The following is an 18,161-nucleotide window of genomic DNA, read 5'->3' as shown; positions in this document are numbered from 1 at the left end:
TGCGTTAGCCTTTGGCGTAACGCATCCTACGCTTTTGGGTTTCCAGCCTCCAAGGGTTAAAGGTTAAAGGTGAAGGGTAAAGGTATTGTCTTTCCCTTTTCCCATTCCCCTTTTCCCCCTTAACCGCCAAGTATTGCCCTAGCTTGTGTTTGTAACCTTATCCTCATAGCGAATCATTGTCTTAATATATGCAGTCCATAAGGACTGCTGATGCCAAATTCTTGCTTTGAGTACCGCAGACGGCATATTGTTGAGTTAATAAGCGTGTTAAATCGTTAAAAGCACTAAAGCCTAGTGTCAAAAATCATGGGTGTGGTCAGAACATTCTCCAAATTTGTTCAATCCCAAAGAAAAACAAGAACTCCGTTTCTTGTCATCAGAGGTTGGGGAAATTACTTGATATCAAGGATTTCTTAAAATTTGCATATCCTGATTGTGGTAAAAGCTTTTTTTCATATTAGGTAGTCAAGCAAAATCAAATACAAGATTTCCTGGCAAATGAAGCGTTAGTATCTCTAACGTGCGAAAAAGTATTGCAGTTTTTTCTTAAGTAAAAGACTGTAATTATCGTCTATATTTTGCTTTTCTACTTATCAGCATTCTGCAAAATTAATCAAGGTTAACCCTTACTCTACAGATGATTCCTGTATTAGAAGCAAGTGTATTCGCCACCATATTATGCGGATTTTTTGGCATCATTCTGAAAAAAAATCTGGTGATGAAAATCGTCTCAATGGATGTCATGAGTACGGGGGTGATTGCCTATTACGTGCTAATCGCATCACGGGAAGGCTTATTTACACCAATTTTATCAACTGTTAAAAAAGGCGCTTTTGCCGATCCAGTTCCCCAGGCTGTCATCTTGACGGCGATTGTCATCGGCTTTTCGATTCAAGCTTTAATGCTAGTCGGTGTCATGAAGTTGTCACGGGATAATCCCACCTTGGAAAGCAGCGAAATTGAGAAAAATAATACACCATGACCTTTTTTGAATTCAAAATGCAAATTGCAAAATTCAAAATGAATAATAAAAATAATTTTGAATTAATTAATTTTGGGTTTCAAGCCCCCGCTAATTGTCTTTAATTTTGAATTTTGAATTTTTAATTTTGAATTGGAGCGAAGCGACTTGACTACCATTACACTCGTCTGGATTACACTACCATTTTTGGTGGGGTTCGTCATTTATTTACTACCCAAGCTGGACAAATACCTGGCGTTAGCTATGGGTTTGGCTTCGGCTGGATATGCAGCGCAGTTATTTTGGCAGCGATCGCCACTGGAATTAAAACTGCTGGATAACTTCGGTGTGACTTTAACACTGGATGCATTGACTGGTTACTTTATTCTAACAAATGCCCTGGTAACAACTGCGGTTATCCTCTACTGTTGGCAAAGCGATAAGACAACTTTTTTTTACGCCCAAACCATGATGCTACATGGTAGCGTCAATGCGGCCTTTGCCAGTACGGATTTTATCAGTTTATATGTGGCGTTAGAAGTTAGCGGAATTGCTGCCTTTCTGTTAATAGCTTATCCCCGCACTGATAGGTCAATTTGGGTGGCTTTGCGCTATCTATTTGTCAGCAACGTTTCTATGTTGTTTTATCTGGTAGGTGCAGTACTGGCTTATCAAACAAATCATTCCTTTGCTTTTTCTGCCTTAAGCGGCGCGCCACCAGAGGCGTTTGCCCTGATATTTTTGGGATTATTAGTCAAAGGAGGAGTATTTGTATCGGGGTTGTGGCTACCGTTAACCCACTCGGAAGCAGAAACGCCAGTATCAGCTTTGCTATCAGGAGTTGTGGTAAAAACCGGAGTGTATCCCCTAGTGCGTTGTGCGCTGATTATGGGTGAGACTGATCCTATCATCCGAATTTTTGGCGTAGGTACAGCACTTTTGGGAGTTTCCTACGCCATGTTTGAGAAAGATACCAAGCGAATGTTGGCGTTTCACACTGTTTCCCAATTAGGTTTTATCCTAGCTGCACCTGTTGTCGGTGGTTTTTATGCCTTAACTCACGGCTTAGTCAAATCGGCGCTGTTTTTAATTGCAGGTGCTTTACCCAGCCGCAATTTTAAGGATTTGCAACACAAGCCCATCAATACTACTATTTGGATTGCCCTTGTTATTGCCAGCTTGTCGATATCCGGCTTTCCCTTATTATCTGGGTTTGGGGCAAAAGTATTGACCATGAAAAATCTCGCACCTTGGCAAGTTATTGCTATGAATGTTGCAGCGGTAGGAACAGCAATATCTTTTGCCAAATTTATCTTTTTACCCCGTGGCGGTACAGGAGAAGTCAAACCTGGTTTTTGGCCTGGGGTAATGCTGTTAATTGGTGGATTAATTGCTGCCAATATTGTGTATTTCCAAGCATACAATGTTGCAGATATCAGCAAATCACTGGCAACCATTGCTATTGGCTGGCTTGTATATTTTTTCATAGTGCAAAGATTCGTAGTCAAGCTGCCTCGTGTGCTTGAGCAATTTGACCATCTCATCGGTTTTATGAGTTTGATGTTAGTACTAATCTTCTGGATGGCATTTCCATAATTTATGTAAATTCAAAATGCCAAAATCCAGCTTAAAAAACTTGTTTTTGAATTGAACAATTTTGGGTACAAGTCCCGATTAATAGCAATTTTGAATTTTGAATTTTGAATTGGAGGGAAGCGACTTGACTGGATATCTAAATATATTATTGCGGCTGGCTATTTGGTTCTTGCTTACCGCTAATTTTACTGTGGCAAATATCATCATTGGTGTCAGTATTGCCCTGTTATTGCCACATAATCACCAATCACGAGAAAAATTAAAAGATTGGCTGCGGGCTTTGTGGCAAGGATTAAAAGCAATTCCCACCGCCTATATCGAAGCATTGCAAATCATTTTCCAGCCCCATACTCAAGAAGAAATAGTCATGGAACGTGTTCCCGCCAGAAGAACACCCGGACTCATCTTTTTAGATATTTTCATTATTACCTTTACACCCAAAACCATTGTTGTGAAATATCACGAAGATGGCTGGTATGAAGTCCACCGGATTCAACGGAGGAAAGCCTGATGAACCTGATAGTAATTGCCATGATTTTGGCTTTACTCATACCCATCTATGAAGCATGGAGAAACGATGGCGTTTGGCAGAAGATGTTGGCATTTGCCAGTATCTCTTCTAAAGCTTCCGTGATGATTTTGGTTGTTTCAGTTTTACGTGATGACTGGATGATTGGCATTGTTGGGGTGATCATCCTGAGTGTGGGGAATGCGGCGTTAATGCTACTGGCAAATGTACTAAAACGCATGGGTGATGTATGATTACCGTTTTAAGTTATACCTGCATAATTATCGGTATTTGCTTCTGGTTTTGGGGAACATCATTTCTTTTGGGGAAGCGATCGCTTTTATTCAAGCTGCATACTCTTTCGGTTTCCGATACCCTGGGTTCAATGAGTATCGTCTTTGGTTTGCTGCTGAAAATACCCAGAGAATGGCCATTGTTGATTCTCGGCATTATTTGCTTGGCAATCTGGAACACAATGCTGGGTTACGTGTTGGCGTACTGTTCTACAAGTGGAGGTAATGATGACTAAATACGATTTGTTTATCTATTTCATCACTGCCTTACTGCCCATGTCTGCTTGTATGCTGATCATGCAAGTCAATCCCTACAATGCTTTAGTAATGCGGGGAATACTGGGAGCTTTAGCAGCATTATTATATGTGCTTTTAGGCGCTGCCGATGTAGCTTTAACCGAAGCATTAGTGGGTACAATGCTGGCGATTACACTGTATGCGATCGCAGTGCGTTCATCCCTAGTTATGCGTCTAGGTGTCATCCAAGATGGCGACGCTTTACCAGACAGCCATTTTGGGCAAATTACCGATGAGTTACGCAGAATTTTTGGCAAACGCCATATGCGCCTAGAACTTGTTCCTTACCCAAATGAACAAGCTTTAGAACGGGCGCTGCTAGATAAGGAAGTTCATGCTAGCTGTAGCAAACTCGAACAAAATGATGAAAACTTGCTTTATCACACTGCTGTGAGGGTGAAACGAGTTTATGACATCATGCAAAGCGAACTTTCATCACCAACAACCAGCCTCAACTATGTAGATACACCAGAGTTAGGGGAGGGGCATAAATCATGATGAAATGGATTTACATCGCCGCCGGGATAGCGCTGTATATCAAAATGATTGTCTTACCCAATCCTGCACCACAACTACCAGATTTCTCCATTGTGGAATCAATTGTCAAAGATGGTGGTATCCCCAATGCGGTAACAGTCATTATTCTCCGCAATCGTCTTTATGACACGATTTTTGAGGTCATAGTATTTACAATCGCCATCATGGGCGCTTATTTTCTGCTAGCGAATGAAAGGCCATCCTGCGCCATATATAATTTCACCGATAAACCCTCAATTGTGCTAGCGCGTTTAGGTGCCACAATTACCTCATTAGTAAGTATCGAGTTAGCCATTCGCGGACATTTGACACCTGGTGGTGGTTTTGCGGCTGGTGTAGCCGGCGGAACTGCGATCGGACTTATAGCAATTACCTCATCCCCAGAGTGGATGCAAGCAATTTACCAACGCTGGCACGCTGCTAAATGGGAAAAAATTTCGGTACTGATTTTCATTGTACTGTCGGTAATCACCTTATCCGGTTATGAATTACCCCAAGGAGAAATGGGCGCACTTTTTAGCGGCGGAATTATACCAATCCTCAATATCCTAGTTGCAATTAAAGTTGCGTTGGGTTCTTGGGCGGCGATTTTAGTATTTATTCGCTATCGCGGATTGTTGTGATTTGTAGGATGCGTTGCAACGCATCCCACAGCTTAATTTGCCACAGGTAATTCTAAAATAAAACTATCTCGCAAGTGAAAATCAGCCTCAGCCCCTCGATGAGTTAAAGCCCAATAAGTTACATCACCATCTTGATTTTTAATCACAGTGGTAATTGCGACTTCCAAGGCTTGTTCTTGGGTAATAATTTTCTCCAAATCTAAATCTAGAGTTAGTTCTACACTCTCTGCTTGCTGTTTCACAATAAACGGAAGTGTAGAAAAAGCTGTGTCCTCTTCCATTCCTTGACGATAATCATCAAAGCGGTAAATATTCCAATCGCCACTAGGGGACAGGTTAAATTCCCAATATCGGGGAGAATTCTTAATACCAATAAAGAACTCAAAGCAGGTATTTTGCCAGAGTTCATGCTTGCGTGATGGTGTGGCTGATGGTAGGGTAATGGCAATTTCTTTGATGTCACCCAATAGGCTATATTGAATAGTCAATTGATTACCATTACGAGCGATATTACCTGCAATTTTAACATCGGGAAATTTCCCAGTACCCGGAAAAGGTTGCAGAGAAAATGACTGATGATTCATTTGACATCCTGAATAATGGCGCGAATTGCTGTTTCCTGAGATTCAATACTTTTTGTCAGTGCAAATTGCACCAGCGCCCGCGCTAAATTATGTTCTGGATGCTTAACTTTGAAATAGACATTCCCTGCTAAATAATCAGCAAAAAATCTCAACCCTAATTCAAATGCAATCAAACGAATTGCATCATATATATAGGCATAGTCATTTTCTGTCATAAACGCCTTAGCAACAGCAAGATAACCTTGTAAGATACCTTGGCAAGTCTCAGTATCAAAAGTCACGCTTTCCCAATCTTCTGTTTCTTCCCCAACGGGATTGCACCCAGAACGCAGACAGTCGCCAATATCATAATGTACTAAACCTGGCTTCACAGTATCCAAATCAATGACACTGACAGCAAGCCCAGTTGCGGTGTCAAACATCACATTATTAATTTTCGGATCGCCGTGCATTAGCCGCAGTGGTAACTTACCCGCAGCTTTTGCATCTTCCAGGGTACTGGCAAAAAGTTGGCGATCGCTCACAAATTGCAAGCAATAATTTACCTCTGGGGTTCTCTTAACAGTGGTTTTCGGCAAAACCTCGTTGTAGTGTTGCAGGTAGCGGGGTGTAATGTGGAAGCCTTCTAAAGTATCAGCGAGTTTTTCTGGTGGTAAATCGCTGATGAGATTATGGAACATCCCCAAAGCATAGCCGACTTCCGGAGCTTGAGAGCGATCGCCCATTGTGTCAAAAGACTGCGAACCTGCAATAAAACTAATCGCCCGCCAAAATGAACCATCTGCATCCCGCCAATGGTCTTGTGCATTTTTGGTTAATAATACACTTGGTACTTCCCAACGGCGGTTAAGTGGTTTTTGCTCCAGCCTTTTCCGAATATGCTCAGTAAAAATACACATATTATGCATAATTAGTTGCGGTTGGCGGAATACTTGTGTATTAATACGTTGGAGAACAAAATTCTGATTTTCTAAGGAATTTATATTTACTAAAAAAGTGTCATTAATATTACCGCTACCAAAAGCCTGAACACTTGTCACCTCACCCTGAAGCGCGAATTGTTCAGCAATAGAAACTAGATTGTCTGTACTTTGGGTTTTGATATCTTCTATGATGCTCATATTTAACCTGGACTACTCCCCACGCAACGAACCAAGAGGAATAGGGGATATAGTAGCCTAAGTTTTACGTTAGGTCTGTGTATAAGTGTTGCAGTTTTTGCAATCGGCTACAAAGCGTCCTTTGCAGTACTTGGCAAAATCATCTGTAGTTAGGTATTTTTTGAACACGCTAGCCATTTAAAATCAAGTTACAGATTGTATGAGAATCAATGTCAGCCAAAGACCGATTTCATGAAGCAGTTAAAACTAGCCTTCAGAAAGAGCAGTGGGTAATTACACACGACCCTTTAAGAATTGAGTTTGGTGAAAAAGATGAAGTTAGAATTGATTTAGGTGCAGAACAGTTAGTAGCAGCAGAAAAAGCTGGAAAGAAGATAGCTGTAGAAATTAAAAGTTTTTTAAGTGACTCAGCACTGTTTGATTTTCATTTGGCATTGGGTCAATTTTTGAATTATCGTTTAGTTTTAGAAACAAAAGAACAAGAGCGAACTTTATATCTCGCCATCCCAATTGCAATTTATGAATCGTTCTTTCAACGTGATTTACCACAAGCATCAGTACGACAATATCAAGTCAAGCTCATTGTGTACGACCCAGTAGATGAGGTAATAGTGAAATGGATAAATTAACATTTTATCGTCAATGTATTCAAGAACTATTAACCGAATACAGCAAAGTACCGCCAATCAATGAAGATATTGAAGTACAAAGAATTTTTGATACGGAAAACGAACATTATCAAATTCTGAATGTAGGGTGGGATAAACATCGCCGCATCTACAATTGTGTAATGCATTTAGATATTAAAAATGGCAAAATCTGGATTCAGCGTAACCAGACTGATAAATTACTCGCTGATGAATTAGTGGCAATGGGTGTACCCAAGCAGGATATTATATTGGGCTTGCAGCCTGTTTATGCAAGAGAATATACAGGTTATGGTATTGCTTGAACCTGACTAAAAACATTTGAGAGATATTTCTGCGCCAGCTGCTTCTAAATCTCTCTTGAATAACTCTGCCTTTCTTTGTTCTATATCCCTCATAATAATTTCGGGGATATTATCAAGTAAGCTCTTAACTTCCATCAAACCTAAACCAGTAATTTCTCGTAAAACTTTCATCACATCTAGGCGCTTTGAGGAGTCAAAGCTTTCAATTTTAATACTACACATAGCCTCCTCATCCTTGCGCCTAAAATTTGCCTGCGGTAGCTGAAAGTTAAAGTCTCCTGTTTTATTGACAATCAGCACCCCCAGCGAAGCTTTACAACCACAATAAGGACAAGTACTAGTAGATACTCGTTCAATATATTCATCATCAAAATCCTCTAGCATAAAATTAAGTGAGGGTCTGTACCATGCATCGTAGTATTGACCACACTGTGGACACTCTACAGTAATTTCTGCTGGCGGGCTACTCATATCGCTGCACTCAGAATTTAAAATTCAAAATACCCTGTGGGAGAGTTAAGCAGACACTACATCATCATTTTTGTTCATCAGGCAATTTTTCCATCTCATCAGCTAAGAGAGTTTGAAAATCCATATCGCAGTGAGTATGGAGATGAACAGTAGCCGCTAGTAGTTCTCCCAGAATTTCTGCTTGCTGATTAGTAGTTAAACTTGGTAACTGTAATTGATTGATTAAGGCTTGTACTCTACTGCATTCTGCACCTAATTCAGCAATTAGAGTACTGAGAGTTGAATTCGTGACTGTCAGAGGGCGATCGCTAATCTGCATATTCATTCTCCCAATCTTTTACGCACTTGTTCGATTGCCTTTTCAAAAGCACGAATCTCTTTTTCCCAATGTCGAATTAAACCTTCGTCGGGAAAATCCTTTGCTGATTCCAGTCTAATCTTTTCCTGATGTTCGACAATCCTTTGATTTAAGGAAACAATCGCTTTTTTGTGATGCTTTTTTCCCATCACACTCAACGATAAGCAACTTGGAGACTGCGGACTAAAATCACCAAAGATGCGATCGCCATTAATCCGCCCCAAAACCAATAAGGTAAAAACAGATACCTTTCCATCTGTGCTGTATCTGAAAGTCCCAGCGGGCCTGCACTATAGCTAAATAGATAATTAACTTGATGGTATGTACTGATACAAGCTTGTACACCTAAAAATTGAATTGCAAAACCTTGTACCCAGCGCGGTGCTTTGAAAGCAATACCTAAAATAATTAAACCTAGTAGAGGAATTGCCACAAATCCAAATAAGGAACGTACCCAAACTAATGTAGACAGTAGTAAAAAACCACCTAATATTTTCAAACTCAGGGAAGCAGCTTTAAAACTGCGGGAAGCCAAAATTAAGGCTGCACCAGCAATTGGCGGCCCCATTGGCCCGGCGGCGGCTACTAATGCTGGCCCAATAGGCCCTAATGATCTAGCAATGCGGTAAGTTGCAACACCCGAACCATTGCCAAAAATCTGTAATTTATCAAACTGTCCCCCCAAAATCAGCGCCATTAAGCCGTGAGCCATTTCATGAAACCAAGTAGCCAGGATAGTAAACGGGTATAAAATATAATCGCCTGCTGGCACTTGCCACAACACAACCGTTGCGATCGCAGCCGCAATTAGCCAGGTTAACCCCATTCGTTCTACTTCTTTAGGTGCTTCTTGAGGGAGCAAGTTTTCAAAATTTTTTCCTGGTTCCCGCATGGATCACTTTCCTTAACGTAATTACTTGCAAGGCTGTATTTTCTTCCATGCTAATCTACTTGTTTAGGTTTCAACGGGAAAGCAAAACTAATTGTAGCTTCGCTTTTTTGCTGATCAGCCTATAACGATTTACTTAACGTTTGTTAGGTGATCACTACTATTTAACAATTACCAATTATTGCGTTTCCTAGTTTAGTGAATTACCAATTTATCGGTGTGTATCTGTCTTGAAAAGTTTTGCGCCGGGAGACCCGGACGCGCAAACTCTTAGCTGCGTTTATAGGAAAAAGCTAGGCTCAAAACCTCGCCCCTGGTGGGTAAAAAAATCCTTATTTCTCAAGGTATGTAGAAACCCCACCCCCTTGTGGGTGGCTGTATTTAATTTTAAATTTTGAATTTTGAATTTTGAATTGATTCATCTTCTGCCATTCCTGCGGAATGCTACGCGAACGGCGGTTAATTTTATATTGCTGTAACTCACCAATTTATTATTACTTAATCAATACTATCTAAGGGCAAGCCATCACTAATTATAAAAACGAAATTCTTACCAGTTCCCCTGAATCATCCCTTCCGCACGACTACCACCTGATTAAATCCTTGAGGATTAAAATCGCCAAAAGAATAGGTAGAGAAGAAGAAATCGCCTGTCAAAGGATCAATGGCTGCACCGATGGGGCCATCTATTCCGGTTAAAAATTCTTGGCGAGTGGTAGGAATGGGATCGCCATTAGCATCGATATTATAGGCGCTGACTGTATCTGTATCTTGCTCTGCAAGTAAAATACGTGCGCTCGTAAATTGTGGCATAGAAGCAGATACATAAATAAAAGCATCTGGCCCCCCGGTAATTTGCACTGATTTTGTTGCAGGTGCAATATTCCAAGTACCTGTACCATCGGCGGACACAGTTGTGTCATAAAAATTGCCAGTATCGTAGGAGGTAATTTTTAGCCTTCCCGCACCTGGGAAACCTTGGGGAACGAAAGTTAAGCCACCGACAGAAGGCTGATAGCCCAGGGAATTTAACTCTACTTGTTTGTCAGGACTAGAACTTCCCAGTTTAATTTGTCCAACTGTGTTGTCATTCCAGGTTGTATAAAACAAAACGTTATTGGGGCCAAAGGTCAAGCCAGCATCATTCAAACCGCCACTGAGTCCCGGTGCAGAGGAGAGCAATTTTGCCGAGCCTGTAAATCCTACAATGTGATTATTAGCATCGCGTTTGAGTGCGATCGCAAAAATTTCGCCTTTTTCTCCTTGCGGTGTTGAACCGATATATAAAGTATTAGGATCGTCAGCTTTAAAGGCTAATCCTACGTAAGGAGTTGGTAATCCTGGTAATTCACCCAAACTGGCGACAGTGTAAGAACTGCTGAAGGGAGCAGCTAAAGTCAGAAATAGGCTGACTTGTTTAGCATATTCGATTAATTCTTTCCCTGATTGGGTATTGCGCCACTCTTGTTTCGACTGAATAAATGTCTCTAGGGGAGCAGTTTTTCCGGTAGCGCCTTTAATTTGAAATACGAAGTCGTTGTAATCCCAATCTGATCCTTGGCTAGCCAGCTTATCCTCTACGCCAAAAGTCCCGCCTTTCGTTGTTCCTTGTCCTAACTGAGCAAAATGTACAGAACCGTCAGCATTAGCTGAGGCGATGGAAAATAGCGGATTTTTATCCTTAGCTAAATTGGGATTATCTAACAATTCTCTAATTTTTCCATCCGGTACCAGTAAGAAAGCAAACTGATCGCCAGGGTTCATGACAAAGTTTTTCTCTCCTAAAAATCTGCCATCATTCCTTTCACTTTCTCCTAAATCACCACTAAATTTTGCTCCTTCAGTTGCATCAGAAATTGCTAGGTAACCAGAATTAGAATTACTGATAACACGACGCGCAGATTCTTGGATAAATTCCAGGGAACCTGGCTGTAAGTTTCCCATTCCCTGCAAACTGAAAATACCCAGTTCGCTATGATAACTGCCAGCATCAGCTAAAAACTCAATGCTGACTTTGCCATCCACTCCGACGGTAAATGTACCAGAGTCTAAAGCTGCTTGCTCTACTAAAATGCTTTTGCCATTTAAATTTAATATTGCGCTATCATCTTCAGCTTTTAAAGCTAACAGTTCTTCACCTTGTAGAGGTTGGTTTAATACGAGTTGGGCAAAGATTGCCCCCTCATCTCCAGGAGAATCTTGAACATTCAAATGCGAATCAACATAATGTCCAAGTTCTTCTAATAAAACTGAAACTAATGCTTCTGGTTTTTCTGGATTACTGAATAATTCTTGTGCTAAATAGATGCTATCTCCGGCATAAGCCCCTTTAGCTTGTAATGACTCAATAGGCAAAATATCAATTTGGGGTATAGACTTGCCATTAACGATCCCCTTTATTAAATTTGTTGCCTGTTGCAGATCCCAGCCTTTGCCAAAAGCCAGTTGCATCTGATTAATAAAATCTGGTTTCTGAAGAAAATTATCTAGTTTACTGCCTACTTCCGAGAGGACAGAAGATAGTTCTATCGCCATCTGTCCGTGATATTGAGATTCCCCTAATAAATCTGTAAAGCTACAGTAACTTGTTTGCAGAATAGAGTTTTCTAGAGGATTAAAATAACTTTGCTCTGTTGCACAAATAATAGACAAATCCATAATTAATAAGTTTGAGATAGTTGGTATGTGGTTAGAATAAAGTTATGTCATATAATTATTTCTTTGCCAATCAGTAAATTTTGTATGAATTGTTAAGGAATAACTTATTTAACAAATAGTTTTGTATTACTAATATGAAGGAGATAGACTGAGCAATAGTAAATAATCAACTCATTATTCATAGATGAATACTTATGAGCCTAACAAAAGTATTGCGAGATAATAAATGTCTAAATTACTTATTTAGTTATTTACTACTAATTTTTTACTCAAATAATTTCGGTAATCTCTTAAGTAAGCTTACTTATTGAATAAAGTGTTGTAGATAATTTACTGGATGAAATAGCAAATTTTGAATATTTGCATCAATTTTTATGCAAAAAAAATGTAGAGGCAGGATAAATCTTGCCTCTACATTTTGTCAAACTTGTAATATTAAAAATTAAAATTAGATTTTACAGATTTGCTAACAAACCAAAAATACCATGTCCTGTGACAACTTCTAATGCAATGAGGGAGACGAAACCAATCATTGCTAAACGACCATTGAGGAGTTCTGCATAGGTTGTAAATCCAGTGCGATTTCCTTGCTCATCTACATATACTTTAGGCTCGATTGCAAAGTTATTCATTAAACCTTGGTCGTCAACGATAGAAGCATTTGTACGCATAAGATTTTCCCGTTTTTATTTACTATGTAACGAAGTGTAACGCAGTTATTAATTTTTGTAAAGTAAATGAGTATCTTGAAGATGAAGCCCAAGGCAGAGATATGATAATGAATCGTTCTCATGGAGATGTCTCACGAACAGGCTAAACAACTGATTAGTAAGCACTCCCAGCCACCAATCAAGTTTTAACTAGCAGATCATGGATCGATTCCGGGTAGAGGTTATTGCTAAAACACCAAATCCTCAGCAGGTGATTTACGCCGCCATGCACCAGGACTACACTGAGGCGTTCGTGTATGACGAACGGGACTCATGGCCCTCGGAGTCTCAATGTGGTGAAGTTATTGTGAAGCGACTTTTAGCAGGAGAAAGAGGACATTACGGGCCTCTAGAGCATCCCCAAATTGTTTTTAACTGTGGCTACTTCCCCCACAGTGTAATGCAACAGGCCCGTACTCATAGAATTAGTGTATCCTTTGATGTTCAATGTCTGTCTGCTGATAATGAAATTACTTTTGTGAACTGTGAAGGCGACAGTAACCAGAAATTGAAAAAAACTATTGGAGAGTTATACGAACTCTGGACTAACGGAGAAAAAGCAATCCGTACAAGGTCAATTAAAGGTAGGAATGGAGAACCACCTGGTGAATATCGGCGTGATTGTAAACAACGGATTCGCAAAATGCGCCTGCGAGTTCTCAACGAAGAGACTGGCTTATTTGAGGTTGGACATATTAAAGATGTCATGTGCAGTGGTCTTCAGCCAGTTTACAGAGTAACTTTAGAGGATGGAAAAACTTTAGATTGCACTGTTAATCATCGCTTATTTACATCAGATGGTTGGCAAACAATGGGTGATGCAGTTGGTTTAATTACTAACCCTGATGGCAGTGTAGTTAAAAGCACTAAGCCTTGCCATTTAATGTGTAATGGTATGGCAGTAGTAGGCAATGGTCTTTATAGAAATCGAGAATGGCTTGAATCTCAAATTCTCAAAGGATTATCTACATTAGAGATTGCCCAACTATCTGAATGCTCTATAAATACTGTGAGAAATTGGGCTGATAAGTATGAACTAAATTTAAATCAAAATGATAGTAAATTCCCTAAAGAACATCAGCCTTGGAACTATAATCCTAATGCGCTTTATCGAGACAAAATTTGGTTAGAAGAGCAAATTGCTAAAGGACTTTATGTTGATGAGATGGCAGCCTTAGCTAACTGCTCAATAGAAGCAATAAAAAAATGGGTTTATGCTTACGGTTTGTCGTTAAATAAGAGATCAAGAGGTTCCAGAAACCCTTGGAATAAGGGTCAAACTGGTTACCACTTAAACCTTTCTCAAGCAAGTCGTCAAAAACGTAGAGAAAACGCGAAGCTTTATACAAAAAGAGGAGAAGAATCTAATTTTTGGAAAGGAGGAACATCTACAGAACGGGAACTAATAGGTGCCTGGACAAGAGATATTGCTCCAGCCGTACATGAGAAGTTTAATTATATTTGTCAAAGATGTAGAGTTAGGGGTGGTAGCCTTCATGCTCATCATTTAATCCCAGTATATGCTGACGAATCTTTGGCTTATGACTTCGATAATTTAGTAACTTTATGCAAAGAGTGTCACGAATATATTCACCAAAATCATCAAGAAGCTGATTTTGCTAGCTCTTTTAACCCCATAATAGATACTGAAAATTGGCGACCTAAACCAAAGCCAATAGGTAGAAAATTACAAGCCCATCCAGTTAAAGTAAAAACTGTGCAGTACATTGGAAAAAAAATGACTTATGACCTAGAAGTAGAAGGCAGTTGGCATAATTTTGTCGCTAATGGCATTGTAGTTCACAACTCATTTCGTTACACCGGAAACCAGTTTATTGATGTAGTAACCGGTAAGAAAGATATTGAAGATGTTTTCTATCTGCGTCCTGTTGGTTATTACACTGATAGACAAGGTAAAAAATATTATTATTCACCAGAGCAAAGAGCAAAAGACTTAGAGTGGTGTTTAGAAGCAGCTAAACGATATAAAGCTGACTTTGAAGGTGGTATGTCTGAGGAACACGCTAGAGGTAAAATGCCCTTTGATTATCGCCAACATTTTGTAGTGAGTTTCAATTTAAGGTCTTTCTTACATTTCTGTGATTTGAGAAATAAGAAAGACGCTCAACTTGAAATTCAAAAGTTATGTGAAATGATGTGGCCCCATTTTGCTGAGTGGGTACCTGCGATCGCAGAATGGTATGAAAAGTCTCGTTTAGGTAAAGCGAGATTAGCGCCTTAGTACTGCTGTGAGGTGTTTACACTTTAGCCAAAGTTACCATCTCAGCTTGATCCTGATATTTACCCTGTCTTGCTTCGTAACTGATAGCGCAGGGTTCGCCTGCTAAAAATAGCAGTTGCACTACACCTTCATTAGCGTAGATGCGACAATCAGCGCTGGAAGAATTGGAAAATTCTAAGGTTAAGTGACCTCGCCAAGCTGCCTCTGCAGGTGTTAAATTTGCTATAATTCCACAACGTGCGTAGGTGGATTTACCTATACAAATTACAGTTATATAGTCTGGAACAGCTAGCTTTTCTAACGCAACGCCCAATCCATAGGAATGAGCAGGTAGGATAAAATAGCTACCATTTTCATCTGTATGTAGTGGGGTTGATTCCAAATTTTGGGGATTAAAGTTTTTGGGATCAATTACAGTGCCAGGAATGTGGCGAAAAATGCGGAATTCTGCAGGAGACAGGCGAATATCGTAGCCATAGGAAGATAAACCATAGCTGATTACAGGACGAACCGCTACATCTGCCTGTGGTTGTACTTTTCTGACTAAACTTGGCTCAAAGGGGGAAATCATGCCCTTTTGAGCCATTTCTGTAATCCAGATATCGTTTTTAATCACAAGTTCAAGGCTAATTTAAATCGACTTACTAGAATATCGTGAAGTTGACCGAAGCGAGTTTAGATTTTAGATTTTAGATTTTGGATTAAATGAAAATTTGAAATCTAAAATATTTGGTCTCAAGCCTCTGGGTTAACCCAGAAGAAAAACCAAAATTTTTCAATGTTTAAGCCTCTTCTTTATAAGGAGAGGTTAATCCAAAATCGTCAATCCAAACTCCAAAATTGAATGACCATTCTTTATGGGCTATGACTACGGCGGATCTCTGTAATTTGATCTGCTACATCTAATAGAGATTTTGGCATTTCTGGCCCGGTGAGGATAATATCAATATGGGAAGGGCGTTTTGCTAAAAACGCTAAAACTTCTTGTTCTGAAATTAAACCAAAGTTAATCGCTAAACTTAACTCATCTAAGACAACGAGAGAATACTTACCCTCGAATACTACCTGTTGTGTATGTTGCCACAGCTTTTGTAAAGCTTCGTTTTCTGTATCATCTAGTTGGGGTGTGTCGATACAACGAGGTAAATCGCAACGAATCCAATCTAAATTTTGCCCCAATTGCATGGGTCGCTCATGCCCTTGTCGAATACCACCTTTGAGAAATTGCACGACTAACACTGAAGTACCTTGACCGGCAATTCTCAGTGCTTGGGCCATGACGTTAGTAAAAAAGTTACGGTGACTACTAGTGAAAACTTGTACTAGTCCGGCAATAGGAGATGCTACACTGAGGGTCGAATTGACACTTGGGGTATCTAACTGGGCAACCATATAGCTGAGTTTAAAATATTACAAATTATCAAAGAGATATTGCTGAGGTAAGCGATCGCAAATCTAGCTGTATAATCAATCTGAATTTTACAAGTGTATTGTAGTTTGCAAGTTGCATTCTTAGTCAACCACTAGGTTTATGTTCAAGTCAAGAGTTAATGATATTGACATGAATAGCTGGTAAAAGCAAGTGGCTGTAAAAATAATAACGTAGTAATAATAGTAAGATTCAAGAAAAAAGTTGGGTGCAAGGGCTGAAAATTGTAGATGTTAGATTTCCCATTCGTTTGGGCACAACATGGTTGGCAAGTAGTAAATTTGACAGGTGAGGAGTGAATTGTTGTGAGATTAGTGATTCTGGGAGGTTCAGGATCGGGGAAAAGCACTCAAGCACAAAGCCTTTGTAGACACTTTGATATTCCAAAGGTTTCTACAGGTGAAATTTTACGAGAAGCAATGTCTGGTGACAAGTCACTAGCCTTACGGGAAGATGCTTCGCGGCTGTACGTTAACGCTAATTTCGGTGATTTGGGACAATATGCACAGCCATTCGTAGAAAAAGGGGAGCTAGTCCCGGATGAAAGGATGATTGACTTGATTCGGATGCAGCTAACACAGCTGAATATCCCATCGGGTTGGCTATTGGAAGGCTATCCGCGTACGGCGTTCCAAGCTGAGGAATTAGATTTTTTATTGGAATATTTAGGACAAAAATTAGATTGGGCAATTTATTTACAAGTACCAGAAGCGACAATGGTAAATCGCTGTTTGGGGCGATCGCTTCCCGATGAGCAGCCAGAAATCGTACAGCGTCGCATAGAGTTATTCTACGATCGCACTATCCCGATTTTGGAATATTATGACCGTCGTCGCCGTTTATTGACTATTAATGGCGACCAACTACCGGACGCAGTACATCAAAGTATTCTTAACCTGCTTTCCATTTCTTAAAAAAATCTTTAATTTAACTACCAAGCTTCACTACCTAAGTTTTGTGCTGACTCAATTGTTAGGGGTATAGAGAGATTGCGACACTAAGGTAACCTTAATGGATATTCTCTTATGAAAATGTTGAGGAAACCCCAATGGCTTGGCAGCGTCCAGATGGTCGGCAACCCTATCAACTCCGTCCCATCAACTTTGACAGTGGCTTTACCCGTTATGCGCCTGGTTCTGTGCTGACAAAATGTGGTGATACTCAAGTACTTTGTACTGTTAGCGTTACCGAGGGAGTCCCAAAATTTTTAGCCGGAAGTGGCAAGGGGTGGTTAACTGCTGAATATCGGATGCTGCCAAGCGCCACTCAACAACGGCAAGAAAGAGAATTGATGAAATTATCCGGACGGACGCAAGAAATTCAACGCTTGATTGGGCGTAGTTTAAGAGCAGCATTAGATTTTGAAGTATTAGGCGAACGCACTTTAACTGTAGATGCTGATGTATTGCAAGCCGATGCGGGAACGAGAACAACCGCAATTACAGGTTCTTTTGTGGCGTTAGCTAACGCGATTTCCCGATTATTGCACCAAGGAGTATTAACGCGATCGCCCCTGTGCGGACAAATAGCCGCTGTCTCAGTAGGTTTATTGGAAGGAGAGGGATTTTTAGATCTCAACTATATCGAAGACGTAGCCGCCACAGTAGATTTCAACGTGGTGATGAATCAAGATTTGGGAATCATCGAAGTGCAGGGAACAGCAGAAGAAGGAAGCTATACCCGCAACCAATTGAATCAGTTATTAGATTTAGCAGAAACCGGAATCCAAGAATTATTAATCGCCCAGCAAGAAGCGATTACCGATTGGAATGCGATATTTGTGGGGGGTTAGGGGTTGGGGACTGGGGACTGGGGACTGGGAAAAGCAAGGGGGGAGGGTGCAGGGTGCAGGGGAGAAGTAATAATGACGAACACCAAACACCGATTACCCTTTACCCGTTACCCATTACCAAATGACAAATAACAAATGCC

Annotated in this window: 21 protein-coding genes and 3 pseudogenes; 14 read left to right on the top strand and 10 right to left on the bottom strand. The window is 40.2% G+C overall.

What is annotated here, in order from left to right; genetic code table 11:
- Positions 1 to 637 precede the first annotated feature (637 nt).
- From AACU25_RS06145 to AACU25_RS06115, 7 genes are all read left to right on the top strand, one after another.
- Positions 638 to 982 (top strand): cation:proton antiporter subunit C, encoded by a 345-nt coding sequence (locus tag AACU25_RS06145; RefSeq protein ID WP_096574368.1) that lies wholly within the window; start codon positions 638 to 640, stop codon positions 980 to 982.
- Between the two features lie 147 nt (positions 983 to 1,129).
- Positions 1,130 to 2,557 (top strand): cation:proton antiporter, encoded by a 1,428-nt coding sequence (locus AACU25_RS06140; protein WP_096574367.1) that lies wholly within the window; start codon positions 1,130 to 1,132, stop codon positions 2,555 to 2,557.
- 124 nt (positions 2,558 to 2,681) lie between these two features.
- Positions 2,682 to 3,068 carry a Na+/H+ antiporter subunit E gene (locus AACU25_RS06135; RefSeq protein ID WP_096583535.1) on the top strand — a complete coding sequence of 129 codons (387 nt, stop codon included), beginning with the start codon at positions 2,682 to 2,684 and terminating at the stop codon, positions 3,066 to 3,068.
- Positions 3,068 to 3,319, top strand: coding sequence for a hypothetical protein (locus AACU25_RS06130; RefSeq protein WP_096574366.1), 252 nt, complete (start codon positions 3,068 to 3,070; stop codon positions 3,317 to 3,319). Before AACU25_RS06135 ends, AACU25_RS06130 begins: the two co-directional genes overlap by 1 nt.
- Complete coding sequence (locus tag AACU25_RS06125; RefSeq protein WP_071989378.1) at positions 3,316 to 3,594, top strand: monovalent cation/H(+) antiporter subunit G; 279 nt, start codon at positions 3,316 to 3,318, stop codon at positions 3,592 to 3,594. Before AACU25_RS06130 ends, AACU25_RS06125 begins: the two co-directional genes overlap by 4 nt.
- Positions 3,587 to 4,153 carry a DUF4040 domain-containing protein gene (locus AACU25_RS06120; protein ID WP_096574365.1) on the top strand — a complete coding sequence of 189 codons (567 nt, stop codon included), beginning with the start codon at positions 3,587 to 3,589 and terminating at the stop codon, positions 4,151 to 4,153. The genes AACU25_RS06125 and AACU25_RS06120 overlap by 8 nt, the downstream gene beginning before the upstream one ends.
- Entirely contained in the window at positions 4,153 to 4,815 is a 663-nt protein-coding gene (locus AACU25_RS06115; RefSeq protein ID WP_096574364.1) for an MnhB domain-containing protein, read from the top strand. The genes AACU25_RS06120 and AACU25_RS06115 overlap by 1 nt, the downstream gene beginning before the upstream one ends.
- Before the next feature lie 32 nt (positions 4,816 to 4,847).
- Here the strand turns inward: AACU25_RS06115 and AACU25_RS06110 are convergent, their stop codons facing one another.
- Complete coding sequence (locus tag AACU25_RS06110; RefSeq protein WP_096574363.1) at positions 4,848 to 5,399, bottom strand: DOMON-like domain-containing protein; 552 nt, start codon at positions 5,397 to 5,399, stop codon at positions 4,848 to 4,850.
- Entirely contained in the window at positions 5,396 to 6,520 is a 1,125-nt protein-coding gene (locus AACU25_RS06105; RefSeq protein WP_096574362.1) for a phosphotransferase enzyme family protein, read from the bottom strand. Before AACU25_RS06105 ends, AACU25_RS06110 begins: the two co-directional genes overlap by 4 nt.
- Before the next feature lie 209 nt (positions 6,521 to 6,729).
- On the opposite strand from AACU25_RS06105, the gene AACU25_RS06100 reads away from it, so the two are divergent.
- Complete coding sequence (locus AACU25_RS06100) at positions 6,730 to 7,149, top strand: XisH family protein (protein WP_096574361.1); 420 nt, start codon at positions 6,730 to 6,732, stop codon at positions 7,147 to 7,149.
- Positions 7,137 to 7,472, top strand: coding sequence for a XisI protein (locus AACU25_RS06095; RefSeq protein ID WP_096574360.1), 336 nt, complete (start codon positions 7,137 to 7,139; stop codon positions 7,470 to 7,472). Before AACU25_RS06100 ends, AACU25_RS06095 begins: the two co-directional genes overlap by 13 nt.
- Before the next feature lie 6 nt (positions 7,473 to 7,478).
- On the opposite strand, the gene AACU25_RS06090 is transcribed toward AACU25_RS06095, so the two are convergent.
- From AACU25_RS06090 to AACU25_RS06065, 6 genes are all read right to left on the bottom strand, one after another.
- A complete protein-coding gene (locus tag AACU25_RS06090; protein ID WP_096574359.1) occupies positions 7,479 to 7,943 on the bottom strand; it encodes a ribosomal protein L7/L12 in 465 nt (154 codons plus the stop codon).
- A 64-nt stretch (positions 7,944 to 8,007) separates the two neighbouring features.
- Complete coding sequence (locus AACU25_RS06085) at positions 8,008 to 8,268, bottom strand: hypothetical protein (RefSeq protein WP_321206882.1); 261 nt, start codon at positions 8,266 to 8,268, stop codon at positions 8,008 to 8,010.
- On the bottom strand, positions 8,265 to 8,450 hold the full coding sequence (locus AACU25_RS06080) for a hypothetical protein (protein ID WP_096574357.1): 186 nt from the start codon (positions 8,448 to 8,450) through the stop codon (positions 8,265 to 8,267). The genes AACU25_RS06085 and AACU25_RS06080 overlap by 4 nt, the downstream gene beginning before the upstream one ends.
- Before the next feature lie 5 nt (positions 8,451 to 8,455).
- Complete coding sequence (locus tag AACU25_RS06075; protein ID WP_096574356.1) at positions 8,456 to 9,193, bottom strand: M50 family metallopeptidase; 738 nt, start codon at positions 9,191 to 9,193, stop codon at positions 8,456 to 8,458.
- Between the two features lie 564 nt (positions 9,194 to 9,757).
- Positions 9,758 to 11,848, bottom strand: a complete 2,091-nt coding sequence (locus AACU25_RS06070) for a DUF4114 domain-containing protein (RefSeq protein ID WP_096574355.1) — start codon at positions 11,846 to 11,848, stop codon at positions 9,758 to 9,760.
- A 455-nt stretch (positions 11,849 to 12,303) separates the two neighbouring features.
- Entirely contained in the window at positions 12,304 to 12,519 is a 216-nt protein-coding gene (locus AACU25_RS06065; RefSeq protein ID WP_096574354.1) for a chlorophyll a/b-binding protein, read from the bottom strand.
- Positions 12,520 to 12,718: 199 nt separating this feature from the next.
- Between AACU25_RS06065 and AACU25_RS06060 the strand changes: the two are divergent.
- The 3 pseudogenes from AACU25_RS06060 to thyX all read left to right on the top strand — a co-directional run.
- Positions 12,719 to 13,006, top strand: a pseudogene (locus AACU25_RS06060) (FAD-dependent thymidylate synthase); the annotation flags it as partial.
- A gap of 30 nt (positions 13,007 to 13,036) precedes the next feature.
- Positions 13,037 to 14,362 (top strand): annotated as a pseudogene (locus AACU25_RS06055) (HNH endonuclease); the annotation flags it as partial.
- 3 nt (positions 14,363 to 14,365) lie between these two features.
- Positions 14,366 to 14,800, top strand: a pseudogene (gene thyX / locus AACU25_RS06050) (FAD-dependent thymidylate synthase); the annotation flags it as partial.
- A gap of 16 nt (positions 14,801 to 14,816) precedes the next feature.
- Here the strand turns inward: thyX and dcd are convergent.
- The gene (gene dcd, locus AACU25_RS06045) at positions 14,817 to 15,386 is read right to left on the bottom strand and encodes a dCTP deaminase (RefSeq protein WP_045870119.1); all 570 of its coding nucleotides are present in this window, start codon (positions 15,384 to 15,386) and stop codon (positions 14,817 to 14,819) included.
- Between the two features lie 269 nt (positions 15,387 to 15,655).
- Positions 15,656 to 16,192 carry a P-loop NTPase family protein gene (locus tag AACU25_RS06040; protein ID WP_096574352.1) on the bottom strand — a complete coding sequence of 179 codons (537 nt, stop codon included), beginning with the start codon at positions 16,190 to 16,192 and terminating at the stop codon, positions 15,656 to 15,658.
- A 342-nt stretch (positions 16,193 to 16,534) separates the two neighbouring features.
- On the opposite strand from AACU25_RS06040, the gene AACU25_RS06035 reads away from it, so the two are divergent.
- On the top strand, positions 16,535 to 17,143 hold the full coding sequence (locus AACU25_RS06035; protein ID WP_096574351.1) for an adenylate kinase family protein: 609 nt from the start codon (positions 16,535 to 16,537) through the stop codon (positions 17,141 to 17,143).
- Between the two features lie 134 nt (positions 17,144 to 17,277).
- A complete protein-coding gene (gene rph / locus AACU25_RS06030; RefSeq protein ID WP_096574350.1) occupies positions 17,278 to 18,021 on the top strand; it encodes a ribonuclease PH in 744 nt (247 codons plus the stop codon).
- Positions 18,022 to 18,161 lie beyond the last annotated feature (140 nt).

Origin of the sequence: Tolypothrix tenuis PCC 7101 (assembly GCF_963874875.1) — a bacterium.
In the GTDB taxonomy this organism is placed as follows: domain Bacteria; phylum Cyanobacteriota; class Cyanobacteriia; order Cyanobacteriales; family Nostocaceae; genus Aulosira; species Aulosira tenue.
This window is presented reverse-complemented; position numbering and strand designations above follow the sequence as displayed.